Source organism: Exiguobacterium sp. EF_C8, from assembly GCF_054956715.1.
This window is the reverse complement of sequence record NZ_CM143264.1, coordinates 1,208,405-1,226,027: the sequence shown is the minus strand read 5'-3', so window position 1 is coordinate 1,226,027 and position 17,623 is coordinate 1,208,405. Positions and strand designations below refer to the sequence as shown.

Below are 17,623 nucleotides of genomic sequence, written 5' to 3'. Positions count from 1 at the left end.
ACTGTTTTATGAACGTTTATCCGAAATAGGCGTGATACAGTCGTTTTGCTTTAACGAGATCCGCCTCGCCATGAATCAAGACACGACCATCTCGAAAGGCGACCATTCGATGCTCATCCGTCGTAAACGCCAGCAAGTATGGATTATGGGCGGAAATCGACGCAACCGGCTGGAGGCGTTGTTTTAATTGTTCGAGATCCCGCTGCCCGTCTCCACGGATTTGAACGGCATCGCGACCGCACAGTGCCGTGAAACGCACCGTTTGATTCGATAAATAAGGATAAGACGGCTCGATGCCGCACGAGGGGCACTCTGTTTGCTTCAGTGACTGGACGTTGATTTGTTGGAATGTATTCGACCACACGTCAAAGGCAAGCAGACGTGTCCGCAGCGCGTCCGTCTTCCCGCTCAACCACTTCAACGCTTCCGTCACTTGTAGAGAGGCGACCATCTGAACAGCTGGACCGATGATTCCCGCCGTATCACACGTCTCCTGATCACGTGGTAATTGATCGAGCAGGCACTGCAGACACGGCGTCTCTCCCGGACGAACAGTGAAAGTAATCCCGTAACTGCCGACGCAGCCGCCGTAAATCCACGGAATCGAGCGCAACAATGCCATATCGTTCATCAGTAAACGAATATCGAAATGATCCGTCGCATCGATGATGAGATCGATATCATCGAGAAGCCATGTCAGCGCTGCCCGGTCGACATCTAATACATGTGCTTCGATCGTCACCGTCGAATTAATCGCTTCAAGCCGCGCTTTTGCAGCAATCGCCTTCGGTACGATGTGCCGTGCATCGTCCTCCGTATAGAGTTGTTGCCGTTGTAGATTACTCCACTCGACATAATCGCGGTCGACGATTCGGACGACGCCGACACCGGCGCGAACGAGTTGTTCTGCCGATGCTGTTCCGAGTGCCCCCATCCCGATGATCAGTACCTTTGCTGCTGCGAAGCGTGCTTGTCCTGCTTCTCCGATCGGTTGAAATCGAGTTTGGCGTGAATAACGTGTCATCGAATCAATCCACTCGTTGGACTACTCGCGACTGCATACTGTTTCTTCTCGATTCGTCCCGCTTCGTATCCGAAGCGCCCTGCTTCGACGGCTAGTCGCATCGCGCGCGCCATCTTGACCGGATCCTGGGCATGGGCTACAGCGGAGTTCAATAAGACACCATCCGCTCCCAGTTCCATTGCATAGGCGACGTCAGTTGGAGAACCGATTCCAGCGTCGACGATGACAGGCACCGTCGTCTGCTCGATGATGAACTTTAGGTGGAGCGGATTGAGGATGCCTTGCCCAGACCCGATCGGTGACGCTGCCGGCATGATGGCATGACAGCCGAGTTCCTCGAGTCGTCGTGCAAGGACGACGTCGTCCGATGTATACGGTAAGACGATGAATCCTTCTTTAAGTAACTCTTCAGAAGCCCGTAACGTCTCGATTGGGTCAGGTAGTAATGTCTTATCGCACCCAATTACTTCGACCTTGACCATGTCACACATACCGGATGCCCGCGCAAGCTTTGCTAGCCGAACCGCTTCTTCCGCTGTCTTCGCACCAGCCGTGTTCGGTAGTAAATCGTACTTCGTTAAATCAAGCGACTCCAAGAAATTCGATTGTTGTTTGTCGAAGAGATCGAGCCGCCGGACAGCGAACGTCAAGATTTGTGAAGCGGACGCATCGATGGCCTCCTGCTGTACCGTAGCATCCGTATATTTCCCCGTTCCGAGTAATAACCGTGATTCGAATGTCTTTTCTCCAATTTTCAACATCTTTATCCTCCTCCTACGAAATGAACGATTTCGAATATGTCATTGTTCCGAACGACCGTTTGATCGTAAGCTCCGCGGTCGATGATCTGTCGGTTCTGTTCGACGATGACGAGTTTTTCCCCTAAGCCAAGTTGCGTGAGCATATCCTCAATCGTCTCAATCTGTTCAATGGTGTGGTCGTTGCCGTTAATCGTAATGTTCATCGGACTTCCTCCTTTAGGATCAACCGTAATGTGTTTGCCAAAACTTCCGCTGTCGCCGGTGCGAGTAATATGCCATGCCGATGATGCCCCGTCGCTATAAAGATCCGACGGGATGAATCGGCGACTCCGATATATGGCAAGCCGGACTCTGTTTGTGGTCGTACGCCTGACCAGACTTCTTCGATGACAGCATCACGGATCGGTGGATAGAGACGCTCTGCTGCTTGAAGCAGTGACGTGACTCCTGCGACACTAACACCGATCGTCTCGTCGTGCGGTAGTTCGGTCGCACCGATCAATATCCGTCCGTCCGCTTTCGGTACGAGGTAGACGGCATCATCAAACAGGATCGAGCGTAACGGCTGACCCGCGAGACGGACTGCGAGACACTCCCCTTTGACCCCATATGTCGCAATCGAAATGCCAGCTGTATCGAGCAAGGCTTGGGACCCGCGTCCGGCAGCAACCGTCACCGTTCGTCCCGTCCACGTTCCCGTGTTCGACTCAACCCTAATGAAATCATTACTCTCCTCGATTCGCGTGACGTCCACCTGTTCTTCGATTGGTACCCCACGATTTCGTAAGACATGCATCAATGCAGTCGTTAGTCGTCGCGGATCGATTTGACCGACCGATGGAAATAAGTATTCTTGCCCATTTCGTTTCAATAAAAATGGTTGTTCCCGGTAGCCACAATCGATCCCGGTCTCGCGCGTGAGGCGTCGCGCAAGTAACGGATACAGACGGCGACTTCGCGCGGCAAGCGTATGCAATTCTTCTCTCAGCTCGATGTTCGTCGCAAGCATCCCGGCAGCCGCCCGACTCGTCCCTTGTCCGCATGTTCCGCGATCAAGGACAAGAACGGATTCGTTCTGACAAGCGAGACTGTAAGCAAGCGTCAAACCGATGACTCCACCACCGATGATGATGTGATCCGTCATACCCGTACCCCCTGATAACGCTGAATGGCAGCATGCGGGTCCGCTTGACCGAGAATACCGGATAAGACGGCGATTCCGCTTGCACCGGTCGCTGCGATCTCAGGAATGCGATCAGGAGTGATCCCGCCGATTGCGATGACTGGTTTCGTCGTGAAAGTGACAACTTGCTTCAAGGCATCGATCCCTCGCGGTGGCACGTTTGGTTTCGACGCTGTCGGATAAATATGACCGTACAGCAGTCGGTCGGCTCCTTCCGCTTCCGCTGCAAGTGCTTCTGCCAGAGAGTGGACGGATTTCCCGATGATGAGATTCGGAAAGTGTCGCCGAACATCGCAGACACGTAAGGAACGTCGCGTCAATTGCACACCGATGCCAGCGACATGGGCGACGTCGACCCGGTCGTGAACGGTTAATTGATCAGACGAATACCCTTTTGCAAGGAGCGCGTCAATCAGATCTAACAATTCTGTTGCCGACAAATTTGGTTCTCGAAGATGAAGCTGATCCGTATATGGTTGAAGCGATTGAAAGGTTTCCACTCCATCGCGTGGATTGATGGATCCCGTCGAAATCAGATGTAGACGCATCATGTTCTTCCTTTCCATACGAAAAAGGACCACTCCCGATGTTGAAGGGAGTGGTCCGAAAATGCGCTGAAGCGCTAAGGATATCTAAGGTTTCGAGCCACTTCCCTCCGCTAGTACGAACTAGATCAGGTTCAAAGGGTCCGGATACTTCCGTCTCAGTCTGCTGCGAGACTCCCCTAGTGTCTTTTCGTGTTTAATTGGCTTGCCCCATTAGTCTAGCATGAGTCGCTTTGCTTCGCTAGTCCTAGTTGAGCGCTTCCACTTGCTGAACAAGCTCCGATTTCGTCGGTCGCTGTTGCTTCTGGCTGTCGGCATAGGTCTGCTTCAGCTTTAAGATCCGCATCACTTTAGCATCGAGCATCTCTGACGACAACGTTTTTTCTTTAACCGCTTGCATCACTTCGGTGTGGACCTTCGGATAGGCACCTGCTTCCGAAAACATCGCCATATCAGCTCCATTGACAAGTGCCTGACGTGCCGCTTCCGCAAGACCATATCGTTTCGTGATCGCCCCCATGACAAGGTCATCCGTGATGATGACACCCTTGAATCCGAGTTGTTGACGCAAGAGGTCAGTCAAGATCGGCTTCGAGAGCGAAGATGGATTTTGATCGTCATACGCGGGATAGAGAATATGGGCGACCATCACCATCTCGGCGCCCTCTTGAATCGCTTCTTGGAACGGTAACAGTTCCGTTCGCTTCAGTTCTTCCTTTGATGCTGTCACTCTCGGCAAACCGACATGGGAATCGACACTCGTATTGCCGTGACCGGGAAAATGTTTGACGACCGGAATCGTTCCCGTCTCTTGCATCCCATGCATCAGGGCCGTACCGAGAGTCGCGACGGTCTTCGGATCAGCACTTAACGCACGGTCGCCGATGATTGGATTGTTCGGATTGCTATTGACGTCAAGGACCGGTGCGAAGTCCATGTTGAACCCATAAAATCGTGACAGGTGACCGAGCGTACGTCCGACATCTTCCATTTTTGCAGCATCTGCACCTTGCGCCATCCGTTGACTCGTCGGGAGACGTAATCGTTGATCCGGTACCTGGCTGACCCGTCCGCCCTCTTCATCAACCCCGACGAAAACATACGGTTTTTGGTTCGTTTCTTGAATGGCACGCGTGAACGTCAAGAGTTGATCTTCTGACGTAATATTCCCACCAAGCAGTAAGACCCCACCGATCGCATGCGTCTGCAACAATTTCCGGTCAGCTGCTGAAAGTTCCGTTCCGGCAACTCCGATATAGAGCAATTGATCGATCTTTTCTGACGTCGACATCGCTTCAAGTTGCTGCTTTAATCGTGCTTGTTGCTGTTCTTCCTTTGTCGGCTCAGGCTTTGATTTCTTCGCCTCCGTCGGTTGCTTCTTTGCTGGTTGTGATGGTTTCGTTGGTTCCGTCGTCTCCTGCGCACACCCTGCAAGCAACAGGCAACCGATCAGTGCTACTTTCTTCACAAAGAATCCTCGCTCCGGACACCATTGATGGAATAATAGACGGAAATCTCAGCGTTCAAGGATTGCGAGACCGAACAATATTTGTCTTTTGATAACGAGATGGCGCGACGGACCTTATCTTCCGGGAGATCACCTTCAAGCCGGTAATGAATCGAGATCGACGTAAAGCGCCGCGGATGATCCTCTGACCGTTCCCCTTCGATATCCATTTCGAAATGAGTAATCGTCAAGCGCATCTTCTCTAAAATCGAGACGATGTCGATTCCAGTACAGCCGGCAACGGCATGTAGCAGCAGTTCAGTCGGTCGTGGTGCTTGATTTTCGCCACCGTTCTCCGGTGCTGCATCCATCGCAAGATGATGCCCTGATTCCGTCTGTCCACTAAACCCCATCTGTTTGTTCCATGTCACTGTCGCTTGCATCGTTTCCACTCCTTTGTCAGTAGTCCTCTTCTGTAGTATACGCAAAAAACAGCAAGCCTGGAAATTCACACGCTATTTCGAATAATGGTTCTTTTCCCGAAATCTCGCTTTGCGATACCCGAAGAAATCGTTTCATGCTATCCTGTTACTCATAGTTTCGCGCGCAAGCGCTAGAATTGAGGAATCATCCATGTCACCTACTACTCGTTTAAGTCGACGCGATTGGCTGTTGATCGCCACGTTGTCGCTCCTGACGTTCGTTCTCGGAACAAGCGAATTCGTCATCGTCGGGATCCTCGCTGAAATCTCCTCAGCTCTTAATATCACGATCGCAACAGCCGGTACGCTCGTCTCGGCATTTGCCATCTCCTTTGCGATTGGTACACCGATTGTAATGTCGCTGACCGGTCACCTGGAACGGCGTCGCCTGATCCTACGTCTGTTACTCGCTTGGGTCTTACTGAACCTTGCCAGTAGTTTTGCTCCAAGTTACGAAGTATTGCTCGCAACCCGCATCCTGACTGCCATCCTGACCGGTGTCTTGATCTCGCTCGCAATGGTCGTCGCAAGCGATGGCGTACCTGTCGCGAAGCGCGGTGTCGCCGTTTCGTTCATTTTTGGTGGTTTTACACTCGCGAACGTCCTCGGTGTTCCGATCGGTACGTTCATCGGTCAACACGCTGGCTTCGCAGCCACGTTCTGGCTGACGACAGTCATGGGAATGATTGCGTTCCTCGCTGTGTGGAAGATCGTTCCCGTCCAGCAATCGACGGGCTCCGGTTCAATCAAGGAGCAGCTTGGATTGCTCGCTAATCCACGGATCCTGATTGCCTTCTTCATTCCGTCGTTCGGCTTCGGAGCAACTTACGTCGTCTACACGTACCTCGTGCCGATCCTGCAAACGGAACTCAGCATCGCGAAGACATGGATTAGTCCGATCCTGCTCGCTTACGGTGTCGTCTCGATCTTCAGTAACATCCTTGCCGGCAAGATTGCAAGTAAAAATCCGATGGGTCGCTTACGGTTCGTCTTCGTCGTGCAAGCAATCGTCCTTGCTGCATTATACTTCACGACAGTATCCCTTTCACTTGGTCTGTTTAACATCGCCTTGATGTCATTGATGTCGATTTTATTGACGACTTCGACACAAATCTATTTGATTGACCTCGCCGAAAAGTTCAATCCGGAAGCAAAAGGACTCGCCGCTTCCTTGATGCCGGTTGCAAGTAATGTCGGGATTGCCTTCGGTTCGGCACTCGGTGGCATCGTTTATGCGAACGGTCCGATGATGAACACGGCACTGGTCGGTGGGCTTGTTGCGCTTGTCGCTGCTTTATTAACTGCAATCAGTCATCGTCTCGATCAGCGGTCATGAACGGCTACCTTATCCTTTTTTGTAACAGGTCGATGACGGTTCGATGACGTTATGATGATAGTCCCTATCTTACTGATGATTTTTCAGTATGATGGGGACTATGTTGTAGTAGAGGAGTGTCTGAAAGTGAAAGCATTACACATCATCGGCATCAGTTTATTGACGATCATCCGGCTCTGGCTCGGAATTCAGTGGTTCATCGCCGGGATCGGCAAGTACATCAATGGCTTTGATGCAAAACCGTTTCTTGAAGGGGCGCTAACGAAAGCGATAGGCGAAGACGCACTCGTCAGTTCGTGGTATGCGACGTGGATCGAGCAACTCGCCTTACCAAACGTCGGGCTGATCAACGTCTTGATTCCGTTCGCGGAACTCATTGTCGGGATCTTGTTGATTCTCAGTCTGTTGACTGTTCCTGCACTGGTCGTCGGGAGCATCATGAATCTCAATTACTTACTTGCTGGAACGATTGCGTTAAACCCGTTGTTCTTAGCAGCCTCAATCGTCTTACTTGTTGCAGGACGCTTTGCGTATCAAATCGGTATTGATCACTGGATCATGCGCTGGTATCGTTCGTCGCAACAACCACATCCCCTCGACCGGATTCCGGTCTAACGAAAAAACTCTCCCAAACGCGGGAGAGTTATTTTTTTTGTTGCTCGAGAATCGTCTGCTGTGTCGGAACCCCGCCGACTGGGACTGTCCGCTCGAGGAACAGATAAGGTTTGCCATCGACTTCAAAGCGACGGTCACCGAGATAACGCGCTGAACGTCCATCCATTGCAAGTTTTTGTTCGATGGCTGCGACATGTTCGTCGAGTGAATAAAACCGATCGTCAAACGTCAGCGTGATGTTTTTCTTACGATACCCCAGTAAGAAGCTGTAGTAGAACCAATACAGAGCACCTGCGAAGATGACAAAAATCAAGAATTGCATGTGAGTTCCCCCTTTGTATAGTCTTTATACGTTGGAAGAAAACGGAAGGTTTCAAATTAGGAGTGGAAAGTGGTTACTTTTATTAATTTGTAATAATTTGTTCAAGGATAAGTTTATTCTTCGATCCCTTATTTTTAATTTCTGTTTCAAATACTGTTTCGGCTGTTAATGGATTGACGACAATCGCTTTGACTGCTCCATTTTCCATCCGATATGCAATATATATATGGTCGTTTTCTGCATTAACAACTGAGTATGAAATAACTTCGTTTTTAGCAAACGATTTTAATTTTATCGTTTTAACGAACTGTCGATCAGACTCAATATCATAGATGTGCCATCTTAACTGTACTTGCTCAGAAGATTCATCCGACTCTTCAATTCCTACCAAATATCTTCCTTCTTTCATAATATAAGTACCGTTAGGAAAGTCTGCAAATCGATTTAGTTGTTTTGTTTTCTGTCCATCTTTTACAACGATTTTTACTTCCATTGTATCTGAATCTTTTAATTGGTGCATTTGTTCCACAATCATTTTTCCGTCATAAAAAGATCGAATAACATCGCCTTTCTCTAAACGACTTGGCAACTTAATTTTTGATACTGTCTCATCATTTAAATCTATACTAAAGAGATTTTCTCTCACTGATTCTCGGTTAGGAATATACGATTCAATTAGCAGCATATTACCCATTCGTTGGAACGGAGAGAAACGAATGGATCGATTTTGTTGAATTTCAGAAATATCAAATGTTTTCCGAGTCAACTTTTTCGTCGATACATCCCAATATTGAAGTTCGATTTCCCCATCACCTGTAGCACGTAAGCCATACGTCACTAAATCTTGAGTGTACAAATGGGTATCGTGTTTAAAAATAAATTGACGAAATTCACGAGGAGACTCTTCCCATCTATTTTCGTCTTGAAAAATATAAAATAGGATAGATTTATCAATCCTCTGTACGTTACCTTCAATATCAATAGAATATCCGTTCGGATTACGACTCCACTCATTTAAAATAAGTCTCATGTTTTGAACAGCATCTTGCTTCGGATTACCTTTTATTGTTTCAACTACAAAATTAGTTTTATCTACTGATAACACTTGTCCTACATAGATTCCTATAGATACGATACTGACTATTCCCAGAATCAAAAGATATTTTATTGAACGCATAGTGTCCTCCTTAAACAGCAACTTTCCATTTTAGTAAACGTAGACTTCTCCAAATTACATAAGCAAAATAGAGGACAAATAAACTCACTAATAATATAGTTTTCTCCAGATTTAATAATAAGTCTGTTCGTTCTAAGAAATATAAACTAGAAAACGTATAGGCAATTACAAAAAGAATTTCGATTCCGATTCGAATAAATCCACTCCATTTTCGATACGAACGTTCAATTAATACAAGTAAAAAAATTAAACTAACAATGAGAAAAGAAACTGAAAGAATGATTAACAAATTCGTCAGATTCATTGAGTAAATTTCGCCTAGAGTGCTTCCAAGCGTCCCAGTTCCCTCTTTTCCCATATACTCATTTTGAATGACCCATCTAAAAATAGATCGACTACCTTGAATTAAGAGCCATTGAATACCAAGGAAACTCATGATGATAAGAAATACAGATGTTAGTTTTGAAAAGAAAATACTTGCTCGATTCCCTGGAAGCATCAGCAAACGGTACATATATTTCGTCTCACCGAACCAATCCCGATACCATATTTGAATTGAATATATGATGACTAACGCCATTCCAATTAATATGACGTAACTAAACCATGAGGTTGCATCAGAAAAAGATAGTTTACCGATTTGATCAAACGTTTCATATAGAGTCACTGTATTAGACTTCATATAATCTTCGATTCTGCGCTCATGTAGTTTGACTTTTACAACGACCGACACCAGCTCAATCGCTGCCATCACAAGCACGGCAATTACATATAACTTAAAACTCCGCTTAATCTCTTCATTCGTCAATTGTATGTATTGTTTCATCGCTGATAGACCTCCCGCATCCGGTCCTGAACCGACTTCCCGTACAGTTCTCGCATCTCTTCTGTCTCATGTTCATCGATGATTCGACCGTCCTGTAAGAAGACGACCCGGTCGATCAAATGCTCGATTTCCTGAATTTCGTGTGTCGTCATCAGGATACCGCGCCCTTCCATGAAGTGGCTTGAGAATAATCCTGCAATCTGTTCTTTCGTAAACAAATCAATTCCTGCGAACGGTTCGTCGAGTAATAAGTACGGACGATCGAGAGCAAATCCAAGAATTAAGCTGACCTTCGCCTGGTTTCCTTTTGATAAGTCGGTAATCTTATCTGTTGAAAGTAGCTGGAAAATTCGCATCAATTCATTCGCAGTCTCCTGGTTCCAATCGGAATAATAATCTGCCATATATGTCAGCGCGTCACCGACCGTCATGTAACCGGGCATCGTCTGAATATCTGGAACGAAGGCGATCTTATTTCGATTGATCTCGCCATCGACGAGAACCGTTCCCGCGTTGACTGGAACAAGACCTGCGATTGCCTTTAGGATCGTCGATTTCCCCTCACCGTTCAAACCGATCAGACATGTCAATTGATCCATCGGAACCGAGAACGAGACGCCTTGAAGGACTGGTTTTTTTCCGTACTTCTTTTGTAAGCCATGAACTTCAAGCATCGATCTTCCTCCGTTCCGTTTCCTGATAGACGGTCTCAACTTTCGAGACGACCTCATCAAGTGGAATTTGAATCGCCTTGACGGCATCGATGAATTCAGAGACTGCTTCTTCAAGCATCTCGGTCCGTACTTTTTGGACGACTTGTGAATCGCGTGTAATCTTACTCGGGACATTCCGTTCTGTCGTAATCAATTGCTGCTCCTCCATCTCTTTATATGCTTTTTGTGCGGTATTCGGATTGATTCCGAGCTGTGCGGCGATTTCGCGGCGGGACGGGATCTCTTGCCCGCTTTGCAATTCCTCGGTCGCGATTCGTTGTTTGAACCAACGGACGACCTGCAGGTACACCGGGCTTCTTTGGTCGAACTGCATCGGTAGACCTCCCTTTCCTGTGTAATGTATTAAAACATTAATACACTTCTCTTCTGTATCATACTCACCATACAGTTTGTCTGTCAAGCTGGTTTGTCTTCTTAATCACGAAAAAGTCACCATCCGATTCTTGGATGGTGACTACGGTCAACCTATTAATAGGGATTTGGATCTTCCTGCGGTGTATCAGGAATCTCAGTTGGTTCCGGGAACGTATCCGGTTCCGGTTGACGGACAGGATCTTCCTGTGGTGTATCTGGCACCTCGCTCGGTGGTGCTTGCGGAACTTCGTCCGGTTGATGATCCGGTTCACGTTCAGGCACTTCATTCGGATTTTTCTTCATCATGTTTTCCCCCTTAAGACGTGATGTAATCGCCGCCGTTGATATGAATCGTCTGACCCGTGATGTAACTCGAATCACGAGAAGCCAAATAGACATAAGCCGGTGCATTTTCTGACGGTTGTCCCCGACGCTTCATTAACGTGTCTTCCCCATGCGACTCGACTTTCTCCTTCGAGAACGTCGCTGGAATGAGAGGCGTCCAAATCGGTCCCGGTGCGACAGCATTAACGCGGATTCCTTTCTCAATCAAGCTTGAAGCAAGCGAGCGTGTCAATGTCGTAATAGCGCCTTTCGTCGCCGAGTAGTCGATCAGCGACGGTGCTCCACGATACGCTGTCACCGATGAGGTATTGATGATTGCATCTTCTTTATGCAAATGTGGAAGCGCAGCCTGAATCAAGTAGAACATCGAAAAAACATTCGTTTCGAACGTTTCCTTCAATTGATCTGGTGTGATCGCAAGGAAATCATCTTGCGGGAATTGTTTTCCGGCATTGTTAACGAGAATGTTCAATTGACCAAATTCTGCAATGACGGTATCGATGATCGCTTGCGCATTTTCCGGTTGACTGACATCCTTCGCGATTTTTAAGGCTTTGACCCCGTAGCCTTCAATCAACGATTTCGTCTTTTCTGCGTCTTTCCCCTCATTTAAGTATACGATTGCGACATTTGCCCCTTCTTTCGCATAAGCGACAGCAACGGCTCGACCGATTCCACTGTCTCCACCTGTGATCAGTGCAACCTTCCCCGTCAGTTTTCCTGAACCGACATAATCCGGATCATCGTAGATCGGTTCCGGTTTCATGGCGTACTCGACACCGGGTTGTTGTTCCTGCGTCTGCCCTCGTGCTTCTTGATGCATCGCTTCGAACTGCTCTTCTCTCATGAACGATCAGCTCCCTTATCATTGTGGAATGAACTACATGATTAACCATTCCCTTGCGATACATCTATAAACGTTTTTCCGGAAAAGTCAGATGTCATTCGTCAATAGCGTTGGAAATACATTGGTTTGAAGCATTTTTGATAATCCGCTCGGATACAATGTATATTGATCCAGTTTATCGAACGGAACGAACCGGTACGTCAATTCTTCACCTTCGGGACCGTAAAAGTCTTCCGTTGAAAGTGGTAGTGGTTCTCGACATGTTACTTCATAAAACATCCCCAGTTCATGAAACTGATGGTCTGCGTAATTAAAGAAATTTTCATGCAGGAAACGGAAGACCGGTGGCTCGATTGACTGTCCTAATTCTTCTAATAATTCACGTTCAATCGCTTTGGCACCACTTTCACCAAATTGTACCCGTCCTCCCGGTAATGACCAAAAATCATCTTTTCCTTGCCGATGGATCAAAAGATGTCCATCTTGAATCAACAGCGCCACTGCGCGAATGTTAAGCTTTTTTTGATTTACTGCAAACGTCAAATCCATCTCATTACCTACTCTCATTTTATTAGACTCCCATACTTTCTCATCATTTCCCACGATTGCGTTTTGTCATCAAATTCATCTCGTTGTAACACGGATTCATATTGATTTTAAGGGATTCTGAGATTGAATATGTATTCAACATTACAAGAATTGTTATTAAAATATATCTAAGCAATCGAATTGAAATACAAACGTCTGACTTTTCAATGCTATACTCTCGTTAGTCAAATGACGACAGCATCATCTACTTCAATTCACCACACTTTACACCACACACATTCTATATACATGTCATTTCCGACAAGATCTCGATTTACATCAAGGAGGAACATTCATGAAAAGAACAATCACGACACTTGCAATGAGCGCGCTCGTTGTTTCAGGTTTTGCAGCTACGGGTACAGATAAGGTTGACGCAGCTACGAAATCTACGTACAAAGTAAAAATCAAAGCAGACGGACTTCGCGTTCGTACTGGCCCATCTCTTAAATACCGGATCGTCGACGGCGTCAATTCGGGACAGACTTTCAAATACTTGGGTCATCGCGGAAACTGGACAAAAATTCTTCATAAAGGACATAAGCGTTACGTCTACTCAGGTTATGTGAAAAAATATCGCGTTTCTGGTCATACAGCGAAGAAAGCTTCATTCTCGACTTCATCAAATGGCTTCTCGCGTCCGACAAGCGGTCCAGTAACACAAGGTTATGGAAAAACTAGCGGCATCTTCGGCTACACGTTCCATAACGGCGTCGACTTTGGTGCACCAATCGGAACGCCCGTTCATGCAGCAGCGGCAGGTAAAGTTGTCACATCGTCTTACCAAGGAGCATATGGAAACCATGTCATGGTCAAACATAAAGTGCACGGTATTTCGTACACAACGGTATACGCTCACTTAAGCAAACGCTCTGTCTTCGTCGGTCAAACGATCCCGAAAGGCGCAACGATCGGTGCAGTCGGCAGTACAGGAAACTCGACAGGTGCTCATCTTCACTTCGAAATCCATCGCGGTAACTATGTCTATAGCGGTACTTCTGCAGCGAACAGCGTCAATCCACTCGCCTTTTTATAAGCATTTAAGGTACCTCAACCGGGGTACCTTTCTTATTTTTAATGGGCATTTCATCATATCCAATTCCATCCAATCTTGTCAAAGAATTTTATGGATAATTGGATAATGAATAGAATTAAGTCTGTTTAATATAATTTATTGAAATAATATCGAAATGTGAATGTAACATTTAAACATTTTCGTAAATGTTATACTCATCTATGAAATTTACATAACGGTTTAGTCACACAGATTACATATTCAGGAGGAATGAATCATGCATGGTTTTTGGAAAGGTGTTTCAGCGACAGCCATCGCTGTGGCAAGTTTTGCTTCGTTTGCCATACCACGTGCGGATGCAGCAACGACGTTCTATAAGGTGAAAGTCATGGAGGACGGTTTGCGTGCTCGAACGGGTCCTTCGACATCATACGGTACGATCACGAGCTTTGAAAAAGGTGATACATATAAGTATCTCGGACGGACAGGCAACTGGACGAAAATTCTGTACGGTTCAAAAAAAGTCTATGTTTCTTCTACATATGTTAAAAAATATTCTGTAACACGTATCTATAAGATTAAAGTCAATGTCGACAACCTTCGTGTTCGTAGCAGCAGTTCGACGAGCAGTACAGTCGTCGGAAGTGTCGATAAGGGCGAAACGTTCCGCTACCTCGGTCGTACAGGCGATTGGATCAAGTTCTTATACGGTGGAGATAAACGATTCGTCCATGCGGACTATGTCTCGAAATACGCTGTTTTGACACTGACGAATAGCAGTGGCGCATCAAAAGCGTCAACGTCGACATCAAAGAACTTCGCGACGCCAACGAGCGGTCCGATTACGCAAGGTTATGGACCTTCTAGTGGTGCTTATGGTTACACATTCCATAACGGTATCGATTATGGTGCAGCAAAAGGTACTCCGGTCTATGCGACAGCTAGCGGTAAGGTCATTACGTCTCAGCTCAAAGGCGCGTACGGCAACTATGTCATGGTTTCACATACGATCAACGGATCGCCGTTCATCAGTCTGTATGCACATATGAATAGCCGCTCGGTCTCGGTCGGTCAAACCGTCACGCAAGGTCAAAAGATCGGAACAGTTGGCGAGACAGGTAACGCTTTCGGAACACATTTACATTTTGAACTCCATAAAGGATCGTACGTCTACAGCGCAACTTCTGCTGGTAGCAGTGTCAATCCACTCGATTATCTGTAAAATGACAATAACCCTCGCCGTCTCGGCAAGGGTTATTTTTTCTTATTGTTTTCGTTTTGCTTGATACGCTTTTGAATAGCGATCGGCTGCGATGATTGCATCAGCGACTTCGTCCGCCGTAACGTTGAATCCGCTGTGGATCGTCTCACCTTCAGCGGTCGCTGCCTCGCCGACTTTGACGATATCTTCACGTGACGCATCTTTTAGCTTGACGTCCTCGAGTGTCACCGGTAAACCAAGATCCGTGTAAAGCGCGATATAGCGCTCGATTTCTTCTTGTGGATGTTCTTCGAGCGCCAACTGGACGAGTGTACCAAAGGCGACCTTTTCTCCATGCGTCAGGTGGTGAATCTCACCGTCAAGTGCCGTAAAGCCATTATGAATCGCATGCGCCGCTGCTAGTCCCCCACTTTCAAAGCCGAGCCCACTTAAGAGGGTATTCGCTTCGACGACGGCTTCGAGTGCTGGTGTGACGACTTGTGCCTGAACGGATTCGTACGCCAGACGCCCGTGCTCGAACAAGACTTCCTCACAACGTTTGGCAATCGCTTGTGCCGCAATTGTCGGTCGTCCTCCCGCCATCGTCTGTCCACCAAAGGCGACGACACTTCGGACTTCGACCCACGTCGCGAGTGCATCGGCAATTCCGGACGCGAAGAAACGTGCTGGCGCTTGGGCAATCAGTTTTGTATCGACGAGAACAAGATCGGGATTCTTCTTATAGAAACGATAGCTTTCGAAAATCCCTTCGTCGGAATAGATGACGGACAGAGCACTCGTCGGTGCATCGGTCGAAGCAAGGGTCGGTACGATGACGACGGACACGTTCAGCTCATCCGAGACGGCTTTTGCTGTGTCGAGCGTCTTTCCACCCCCAACTCCCATGACGAAACGAACATCCGCTGCTTTTGCTTGCTCAGCGATTCGTTTTACTTCATGCCGTGAGGCTTCACCACTAAAGTCTGCCTTCTCGATACTGACGTTTTCGCCGGACAGCGACTGCTCGACACGTTCCTTTACGATTTTCCAGACGACATCGTCCGCGATGACGAGCGCTTTTTCACCGAACGGGCTCACATATGTACCGAGCCGGTCAATGACATCCTTTCCTTGGACATACTTCGAGGGACTAATGAAGACACGTTCTGACATGTTTCAACATCCTTTCTGTAAGGGACACGATGGTCAATGATATACAGTAGAGGAATTGCCGTTTCCGCTTATGCTTAAACCCACAATCGAGTGAACAAAAAAAGCGGACTTTGATCATACGATCAAAAATCCGCTTCCCTTTATACGTGACAACTTAAGCCACACGTGACGACGATCGTGTCTCCGCTTTTTTCTTACCGACGATCGCTCCGATCACCCCACCGATGATAGCAGGAACGACCCAACCGAGACTGACAGAAGCAAACGGTAATACCGCATCAAACACTTTTGTGACGGCTGAGACGTTGATCTTTGCTGTCTTCAATCCATCAAACAAGCTGACGAGGAACGTCATCCATAGCGCCCCTTGATACACGGCTGGCTTCCCTTTAAAGAGTGGATGCAAGAACGTTAAGAAGATCAGACAGATCGCGAGTGGATAAAGCGTCATCAAGACTGGTTTAGAGACAGCGAGTAATTGATTCAGACCGATGTTCGCAACGAGTGCGCTGAAGACCGATAGACCAATCGTCCATTTGACGTATGAGATTTTTGGGACGAGTGCCGAGAAAAAAGCGGCACACGCCGTGATCAAACCAACACTCGTCGTCATACAAGCGACTGTGATCATCAGACCAAGCAAAATCGCCCCATACTCACCGAAGTAATGATCCGACACAGCAGACAAAATCTCTGCGCCGTTCGCGAGCTGTCCGATCTCAGAGACACTTGACGCGCCCATGAAGGCAAGCGCAGTGTATGTGATTGCAAGCAAGGCTGCGGCAATCAACGAGGCTTTCGTACAAATCAGCAGCAACTGCCGCTTCGAAGTGACACCTTTTTCCTTGATCGCTGCGATAATGATGATACCGAAGACAAAGGCACCAAGCGCATCGAGTGTCATATATCCCTCTTGGAAACCATTAAAGAAAGCATTTGTTCGATATGTCTTCAAAGGATTCTGAAAACTTCCGATTGGATGCAAGACGGCAACGATGATCAAGAGACCGATGAACGTGATTTTAATCGGTGTCAGTACTTTCCCGACGACATCGACGATCTTTGTTGGGTTTAAGGACAATAGACAAGCAATCGTGTAAAACAAAATCGTGAAGATCAGTAACGGCAAATGGCTCGTCGATTCACTGAAGAACGGCTTGATTCCGATTTCATACGAGACCGTTCCGGCACGTGGAATTGCGAAGAATGGTCCAATCGCGAGATACAAGATGACCGAGAACCCGATTCCGAAAGCAGGATGAACACGTGACGCCATCGCTTGTAGATCGCGTTCCCCTGAAAACGCGAATGCGAGAATCGCAAGCAATGGTAGACCGACACCAGTGACAAGGAATCCGGCATTGGCAACCCAGACATGCTCCCCTGCGAGCTGTCCGAGCATCGGCGGAAAGATGAGATTTCCTGCCCCAAAGAACAAGGCGAAGAGCATCATGCCGATGACGATGATAAATGATGTTGGAACAGTTTTAGACATAATAAACCCCCACTGATGATTTCCGACTTCATCCGCTCCCTAAGCAGATGAAGTACTTCGTTCGAAAGGATAACATACGTTTAGGAGCTCGTGCTAGGAGTTTATCTGGAGAATATTCTGAAAATTCGGCAGAAAGTTTGATACCACTTTAGT

General features: G+C 47.3%; 21 protein-coding genes and 1 riboswitch. Of the genes, 4 read left to right on the top strand and 17 right to left on the bottom strand.

What is annotated here, in order from left to right; all coding sequences use genetic code 11:
- Positions 1-16: 16 nt before the first annotated feature.
- The 7 genes from ACY2IG_RS06320 to ACY2IG_RS06290 form a co-directional block, all read right to left on the bottom strand.
- Positions 17-1,024: a ThiF family adenylyltransferase gene (locus ACY2IG_RS06320; RefSeq protein WP_290749472.1), complete on the bottom strand. Its 1,008-nt coding sequence runs from the start codon at positions 1,022-1,024 to the stop codon at positions 17-19.
- Positions 1,021-1,785: a thiazole synthase gene (locus ACY2IG_RS06315; RefSeq protein ID WP_462618488.1), complete on the bottom strand. Its 765-nt coding sequence runs from the start codon at positions 1,783-1,785 to the stop codon at positions 1,021-1,023. Before ACY2IG_RS06315 ends, ACY2IG_RS06320 begins: the two co-directional genes overlap by 4 nt.
- A gap of 2 nt (positions 1,786-1,787) precedes the next feature.
- Positions 1,788-1,988 (bottom strand): sulfur carrier protein ThiS, encoded by a 201-nt coding sequence (gene thiS, locus ACY2IG_RS06310; protein ID WP_290749465.1) that lies wholly within the window; start codon positions 1,986-1,988, stop codon positions 1,788-1,790.
- The gene (locus ACY2IG_RS06305) at positions 1,985-2,929 is read right to left on the bottom strand and encodes an FAD-dependent oxidoreductase (RefSeq protein ID WP_462618487.1); all 945 of its coding nucleotides are present in this window, start codon (positions 2,927-2,929) and stop codon (positions 1,985-1,987) included. The genes thiS and ACY2IG_RS06305 overlap by 4 nt, the downstream gene beginning before the upstream one ends.
- Positions 2,926-3,519, bottom strand: a complete 594-nt coding sequence (locus ACY2IG_RS06300; protein WP_329470574.1) for a thiamine phosphate synthase — start codon at positions 3,517-3,519, stop codon at positions 2,926-2,928. The genes ACY2IG_RS06305 and ACY2IG_RS06300 overlap by 4 nt, the downstream gene beginning before the upstream one ends.
- 82 nt (positions 3,520-3,601) lie before the next feature.
- A riboswitch (TPP riboswitch) is annotated at positions 3,602-3,704 on the bottom strand.
- A 56-nt stretch (positions 3,705-3,760) separates the two neighbouring features.
- Positions 3,761-4,981, bottom strand: coding sequence for a beta-N-acetylhexosaminidase (nagZ, locus tag ACY2IG_RS06295; RefSeq protein ID WP_462618486.1), 1,221 nt, complete (start codon positions 4,979-4,981; stop codon positions 3,761-3,763).
- The gene (locus ACY2IG_RS06290) at positions 4,978-5,403 is read right to left on the bottom strand and encodes an OsmC family protein (RefSeq protein ID WP_313491799.1); all 426 of its coding nucleotides are present in this window, start codon (positions 5,401-5,403) and stop codon (positions 4,978-4,980) included. Before ACY2IG_RS06290 ends, nagZ begins: the two co-directional genes overlap by 4 nt.
- 190 nt (positions 5,404-5,593) lie before the next feature.
- Between ACY2IG_RS06290 and ACY2IG_RS06285 the strand changes: the two genes are divergently transcribed.
- Together ACY2IG_RS06285 and ACY2IG_RS06280 are read left to right on the top strand one after the other, a co-directional pair.
- On the top strand, positions 5,594-6,778 hold the full coding sequence (locus ACY2IG_RS06285) for an MFS transporter (protein ID WP_462618485.1): 1,185 nt from the start codon (positions 5,594-5,596) through the stop codon (positions 6,776-6,778).
- A 126-nt stretch (positions 6,779-6,904) separates the two neighbouring features.
- Complete coding sequence (locus tag ACY2IG_RS06280; RefSeq protein WP_462618484.1) at positions 6,905-7,393, top strand: DoxX family protein; 489 nt, start codon at positions 6,905-6,907, stop codon at positions 7,391-7,393.
- A 28-nt stretch (positions 7,394-7,421) separates the two neighbouring features.
- Here the strand turns inward: ACY2IG_RS06280 and ACY2IG_RS06275 are convergent, their stop codons facing one another.
- The 8 genes from ACY2IG_RS06275 to ACY2IG_RS06240 all read right to left on the bottom strand — a co-directional run bounded on the left by ACY2IG_RS06275 (position 7,422) and on the right by ACY2IG_RS06240 (position 12,565).
- Positions 7,422-7,715: a hypothetical protein gene (locus ACY2IG_RS06275; protein WP_056060657.1), complete on the bottom strand. Its 294-nt coding sequence runs from the start codon at positions 7,713-7,715 to the stop codon at positions 7,422-7,424.
- 82 nt (positions 7,716-7,797) lie between these two features.
- The gene (locus ACY2IG_RS06270) at positions 7,798-8,892 is read right to left on the bottom strand and encodes a hypothetical protein (RefSeq protein ID WP_462618483.1); all 1,095 of its coding nucleotides are present in this window, start codon (positions 8,890-8,892) and stop codon (positions 7,798-7,800) included.
- 10 nt (positions 8,893-8,902) lie between these two features.
- Complete coding sequence (locus tag ACY2IG_RS06265; RefSeq protein ID WP_462618482.1) at positions 8,903-9,718, bottom strand: hypothetical protein; 816 nt, start codon at positions 9,716-9,718, stop codon at positions 8,903-8,905.
- Entirely contained in the window at positions 9,715-10,392 is a 678-nt protein-coding gene (locus ACY2IG_RS06260) for an ATP-binding cassette domain-containing protein (RefSeq protein WP_035408568.1), read from the bottom strand. Before ACY2IG_RS06260 ends, ACY2IG_RS06265 begins: the two co-directional genes overlap by 4 nt.
- Positions 10,385-10,765, bottom strand: a complete 381-nt coding sequence (locus tag ACY2IG_RS06255; RefSeq protein ID WP_375091511.1) for a GntR family transcriptional regulator — start codon at positions 10,763-10,765, stop codon at positions 10,385-10,387. Before ACY2IG_RS06255 ends, ACY2IG_RS06260 begins: the two co-directional genes overlap by 8 nt.
- A 155-nt stretch (positions 10,766-10,920) precedes the next feature.
- On the bottom strand, positions 10,921-11,112 hold the full coding sequence (locus ACY2IG_RS06250; RefSeq protein ID WP_231496870.1) for a hypothetical protein: 192 nt from the start codon (positions 11,110-11,112) through the stop codon (positions 10,921-10,923).
- A gap of 10 nt (positions 11,113-11,122) precedes the next feature.
- Positions 11,123-11,998, bottom strand: coding sequence for an SDR family oxidoreductase (locus tag ACY2IG_RS06245; RefSeq protein WP_035408573.1), 876 nt, complete (start codon positions 11,996-11,998; stop codon positions 11,123-11,125).
- A gap of 87 nt (positions 11,999-12,085) precedes the next feature.
- Positions 12,086-12,565: an NUDIX hydrolase gene (locus ACY2IG_RS06240; protein WP_462618481.1), complete on the bottom strand. Its 480-nt coding sequence runs from the start codon at positions 12,563-12,565 to the stop codon at positions 12,086-12,088.
- Positions 12,566-12,881: 316 nt separating this feature from the next.
- Here ACY2IG_RS06240 and ACY2IG_RS06235 point away from each other — a divergent pair, with 316 nt between their 5' ends.
- Complete coding sequence (locus ACY2IG_RS06235; RefSeq protein WP_290787577.1) at positions 12,882-13,622, top strand: peptidoglycan DD-metalloendopeptidase family protein; 741 nt, start codon at positions 12,882-12,884, stop codon at positions 13,620-13,622.
- A gap of 256 nt (positions 13,623-13,878) precedes the next feature.
- Positions 13,879-14,823, top strand: coding sequence for a peptidoglycan DD-metalloendopeptidase family protein (locus ACY2IG_RS06230; RefSeq protein ID WP_035408580.1), 945 nt, complete (start codon positions 13,879-13,881; stop codon positions 14,821-14,823).
- Positions 14,824-14,865: 42 nt separating this feature from the next.
- On the opposite strand, the gene ACY2IG_RS06225 is transcribed toward ACY2IG_RS06230, so the two are convergent.
- Positions 14,866-15,975, bottom strand: a complete 1,110-nt coding sequence (locus ACY2IG_RS06225; RefSeq protein WP_214855490.1) for a glycerol dehydrogenase — start codon at positions 15,973-15,975, stop codon at positions 14,866-14,868.
- Between the two features lie 154 nt (positions 15,976-16,129).
- The gene (brnQ, locus tag ACY2IG_RS06220; protein WP_426272963.1) at positions 16,130-17,470 is read right to left on the bottom strand and encodes a branched-chain amino acid transport system II carrier protein; all 1,341 of its coding nucleotides are present in this window, start codon (positions 17,468-17,470) and stop codon (positions 16,130-16,132) included.
- Positions 17,471-17,623: the final 153 nt, after the last annotated feature.

Bases quoted from the DNA above. Each gene is read 5' to 3' on its own strand.
- ACY2IG_RS06320 (WP_290749472.1), bottom strand. From the start codon at position 1,024: ATGACACGTTATTCACGCCAAACTCGATTTCAACCGATCGGAGAAGCA.
- ACY2IG_RS06315 (WP_462618488.1), bottom strand. From the start codon at position 1,785: ATGTTGAAAATTGGAGAAAAGACATTCGAATCACGGTTATTACTCGGA.
- thiS (WP_290749465.1), bottom strand. From the start codon at position 1,988: ATGAACATTACGATTAACGGCAACGACCACACCATTGAACAGATTGAG.
- ACY2IG_RS06305 (WP_462618487.1), bottom strand. From the start codon at position 2,929: ATGACGGATCACATCATCATCGGTGGTGGAGTCATCGGTTTGACGCTT.
- ACY2IG_RS06300 (WP_329470574.1), bottom strand. From the start codon at position 3,519: ATGATGCGTCTACATCTGATTTCGACGGGATCCATCAATCCACGCGAT.
- ACY2IG_RS06290 (WP_313491799.1), bottom strand. From the start codon at position 5,403: ATGCAAGCGACAGTGACATGGAACAAACAGATGGGGTTTAGTGGACAG.
- ACY2IG_RS06285 (WP_462618485.1), top strand. From the start codon at position 5,594: ATGTCACCTACTACTCGTTTAAGTCGACGCGATTGGCTGTTGATCGCC.
- ACY2IG_RS06275 (WP_056060657.1), bottom strand. From the start codon at position 7,715: ATGCAATTCTTGATTTTTGTCATCTTCGCAGGTGCTCTGTATTGGTTC.
- ACY2IG_RS06270 (WP_462618483.1), bottom strand. From the start codon at position 8,892: ATGCGTTCAATAAAATATCTTTTGATTCTGGGAATAGTCAGTATCGTA.
- ACY2IG_RS06265 (WP_462618482.1), bottom strand. From the start codon at position 9,718: ATGAAACAATACATACAATTGACGAATGAAGAGATTAAGCGGAGTTTT.
- ACY2IG_RS06260 (WP_035408568.1), bottom strand. From the start codon at position 10,392: ATGCTTGAAGTTCATGGCTTACAAAAGAAGTACGGAAAAAAACCAGTC.
- ACY2IG_RS06255 (WP_375091511.1), bottom strand. From the start codon at position 10,765: ATGCAGTTCGACCAAAGAAGCCCGGTGTACCTGCAGGTCGTCCGTTGG.
- ACY2IG_RS06250 (WP_231496870.1), bottom strand. From the start codon at position 11,112: ATGATGAAGAAAAATCCGAATGAAGTGCCTGAACGTGAACCGGATCAT.
- ACY2IG_RS06245 (WP_035408573.1), bottom strand. From the start codon at position 11,998: ATGAGAGAAGAGCAGTTCGAAGCGATGCATCAAGAAGCACGAGGGCAG.
- ACY2IG_RS06240 (WP_462618481.1), bottom strand. From the start codon at position 12,565: ATGAGAGTAGGTAATGAGATGGATTTGACGTTTGCAGTAAATCAAAAA.
- ACY2IG_RS06235 (WP_290787577.1), top strand. From the start codon at position 12,882: ATGAAAAGAACAATCACGACACTTGCAATGAGCGCGCTCGTTGTTTCA.
- ACY2IG_RS06230 (WP_035408580.1), top strand. From the start codon at position 13,879: ATGCATGGTTTTTGGAAAGGTGTTTCAGCGACAGCCATCGCTGTGGCA.
- ACY2IG_RS06225 (WP_214855490.1), bottom strand. From the start codon at position 15,975: ATGTCAGAACGTGTCTTCATTAGTCCCTCGAAGTATGTCCAAGGAAAG.
- brnQ (WP_426272963.1), bottom strand. From the start codon at position 17,470: ATGTCTAAAACTGTTCCAACATCATTTATCATCGTCATCGGCATGATG.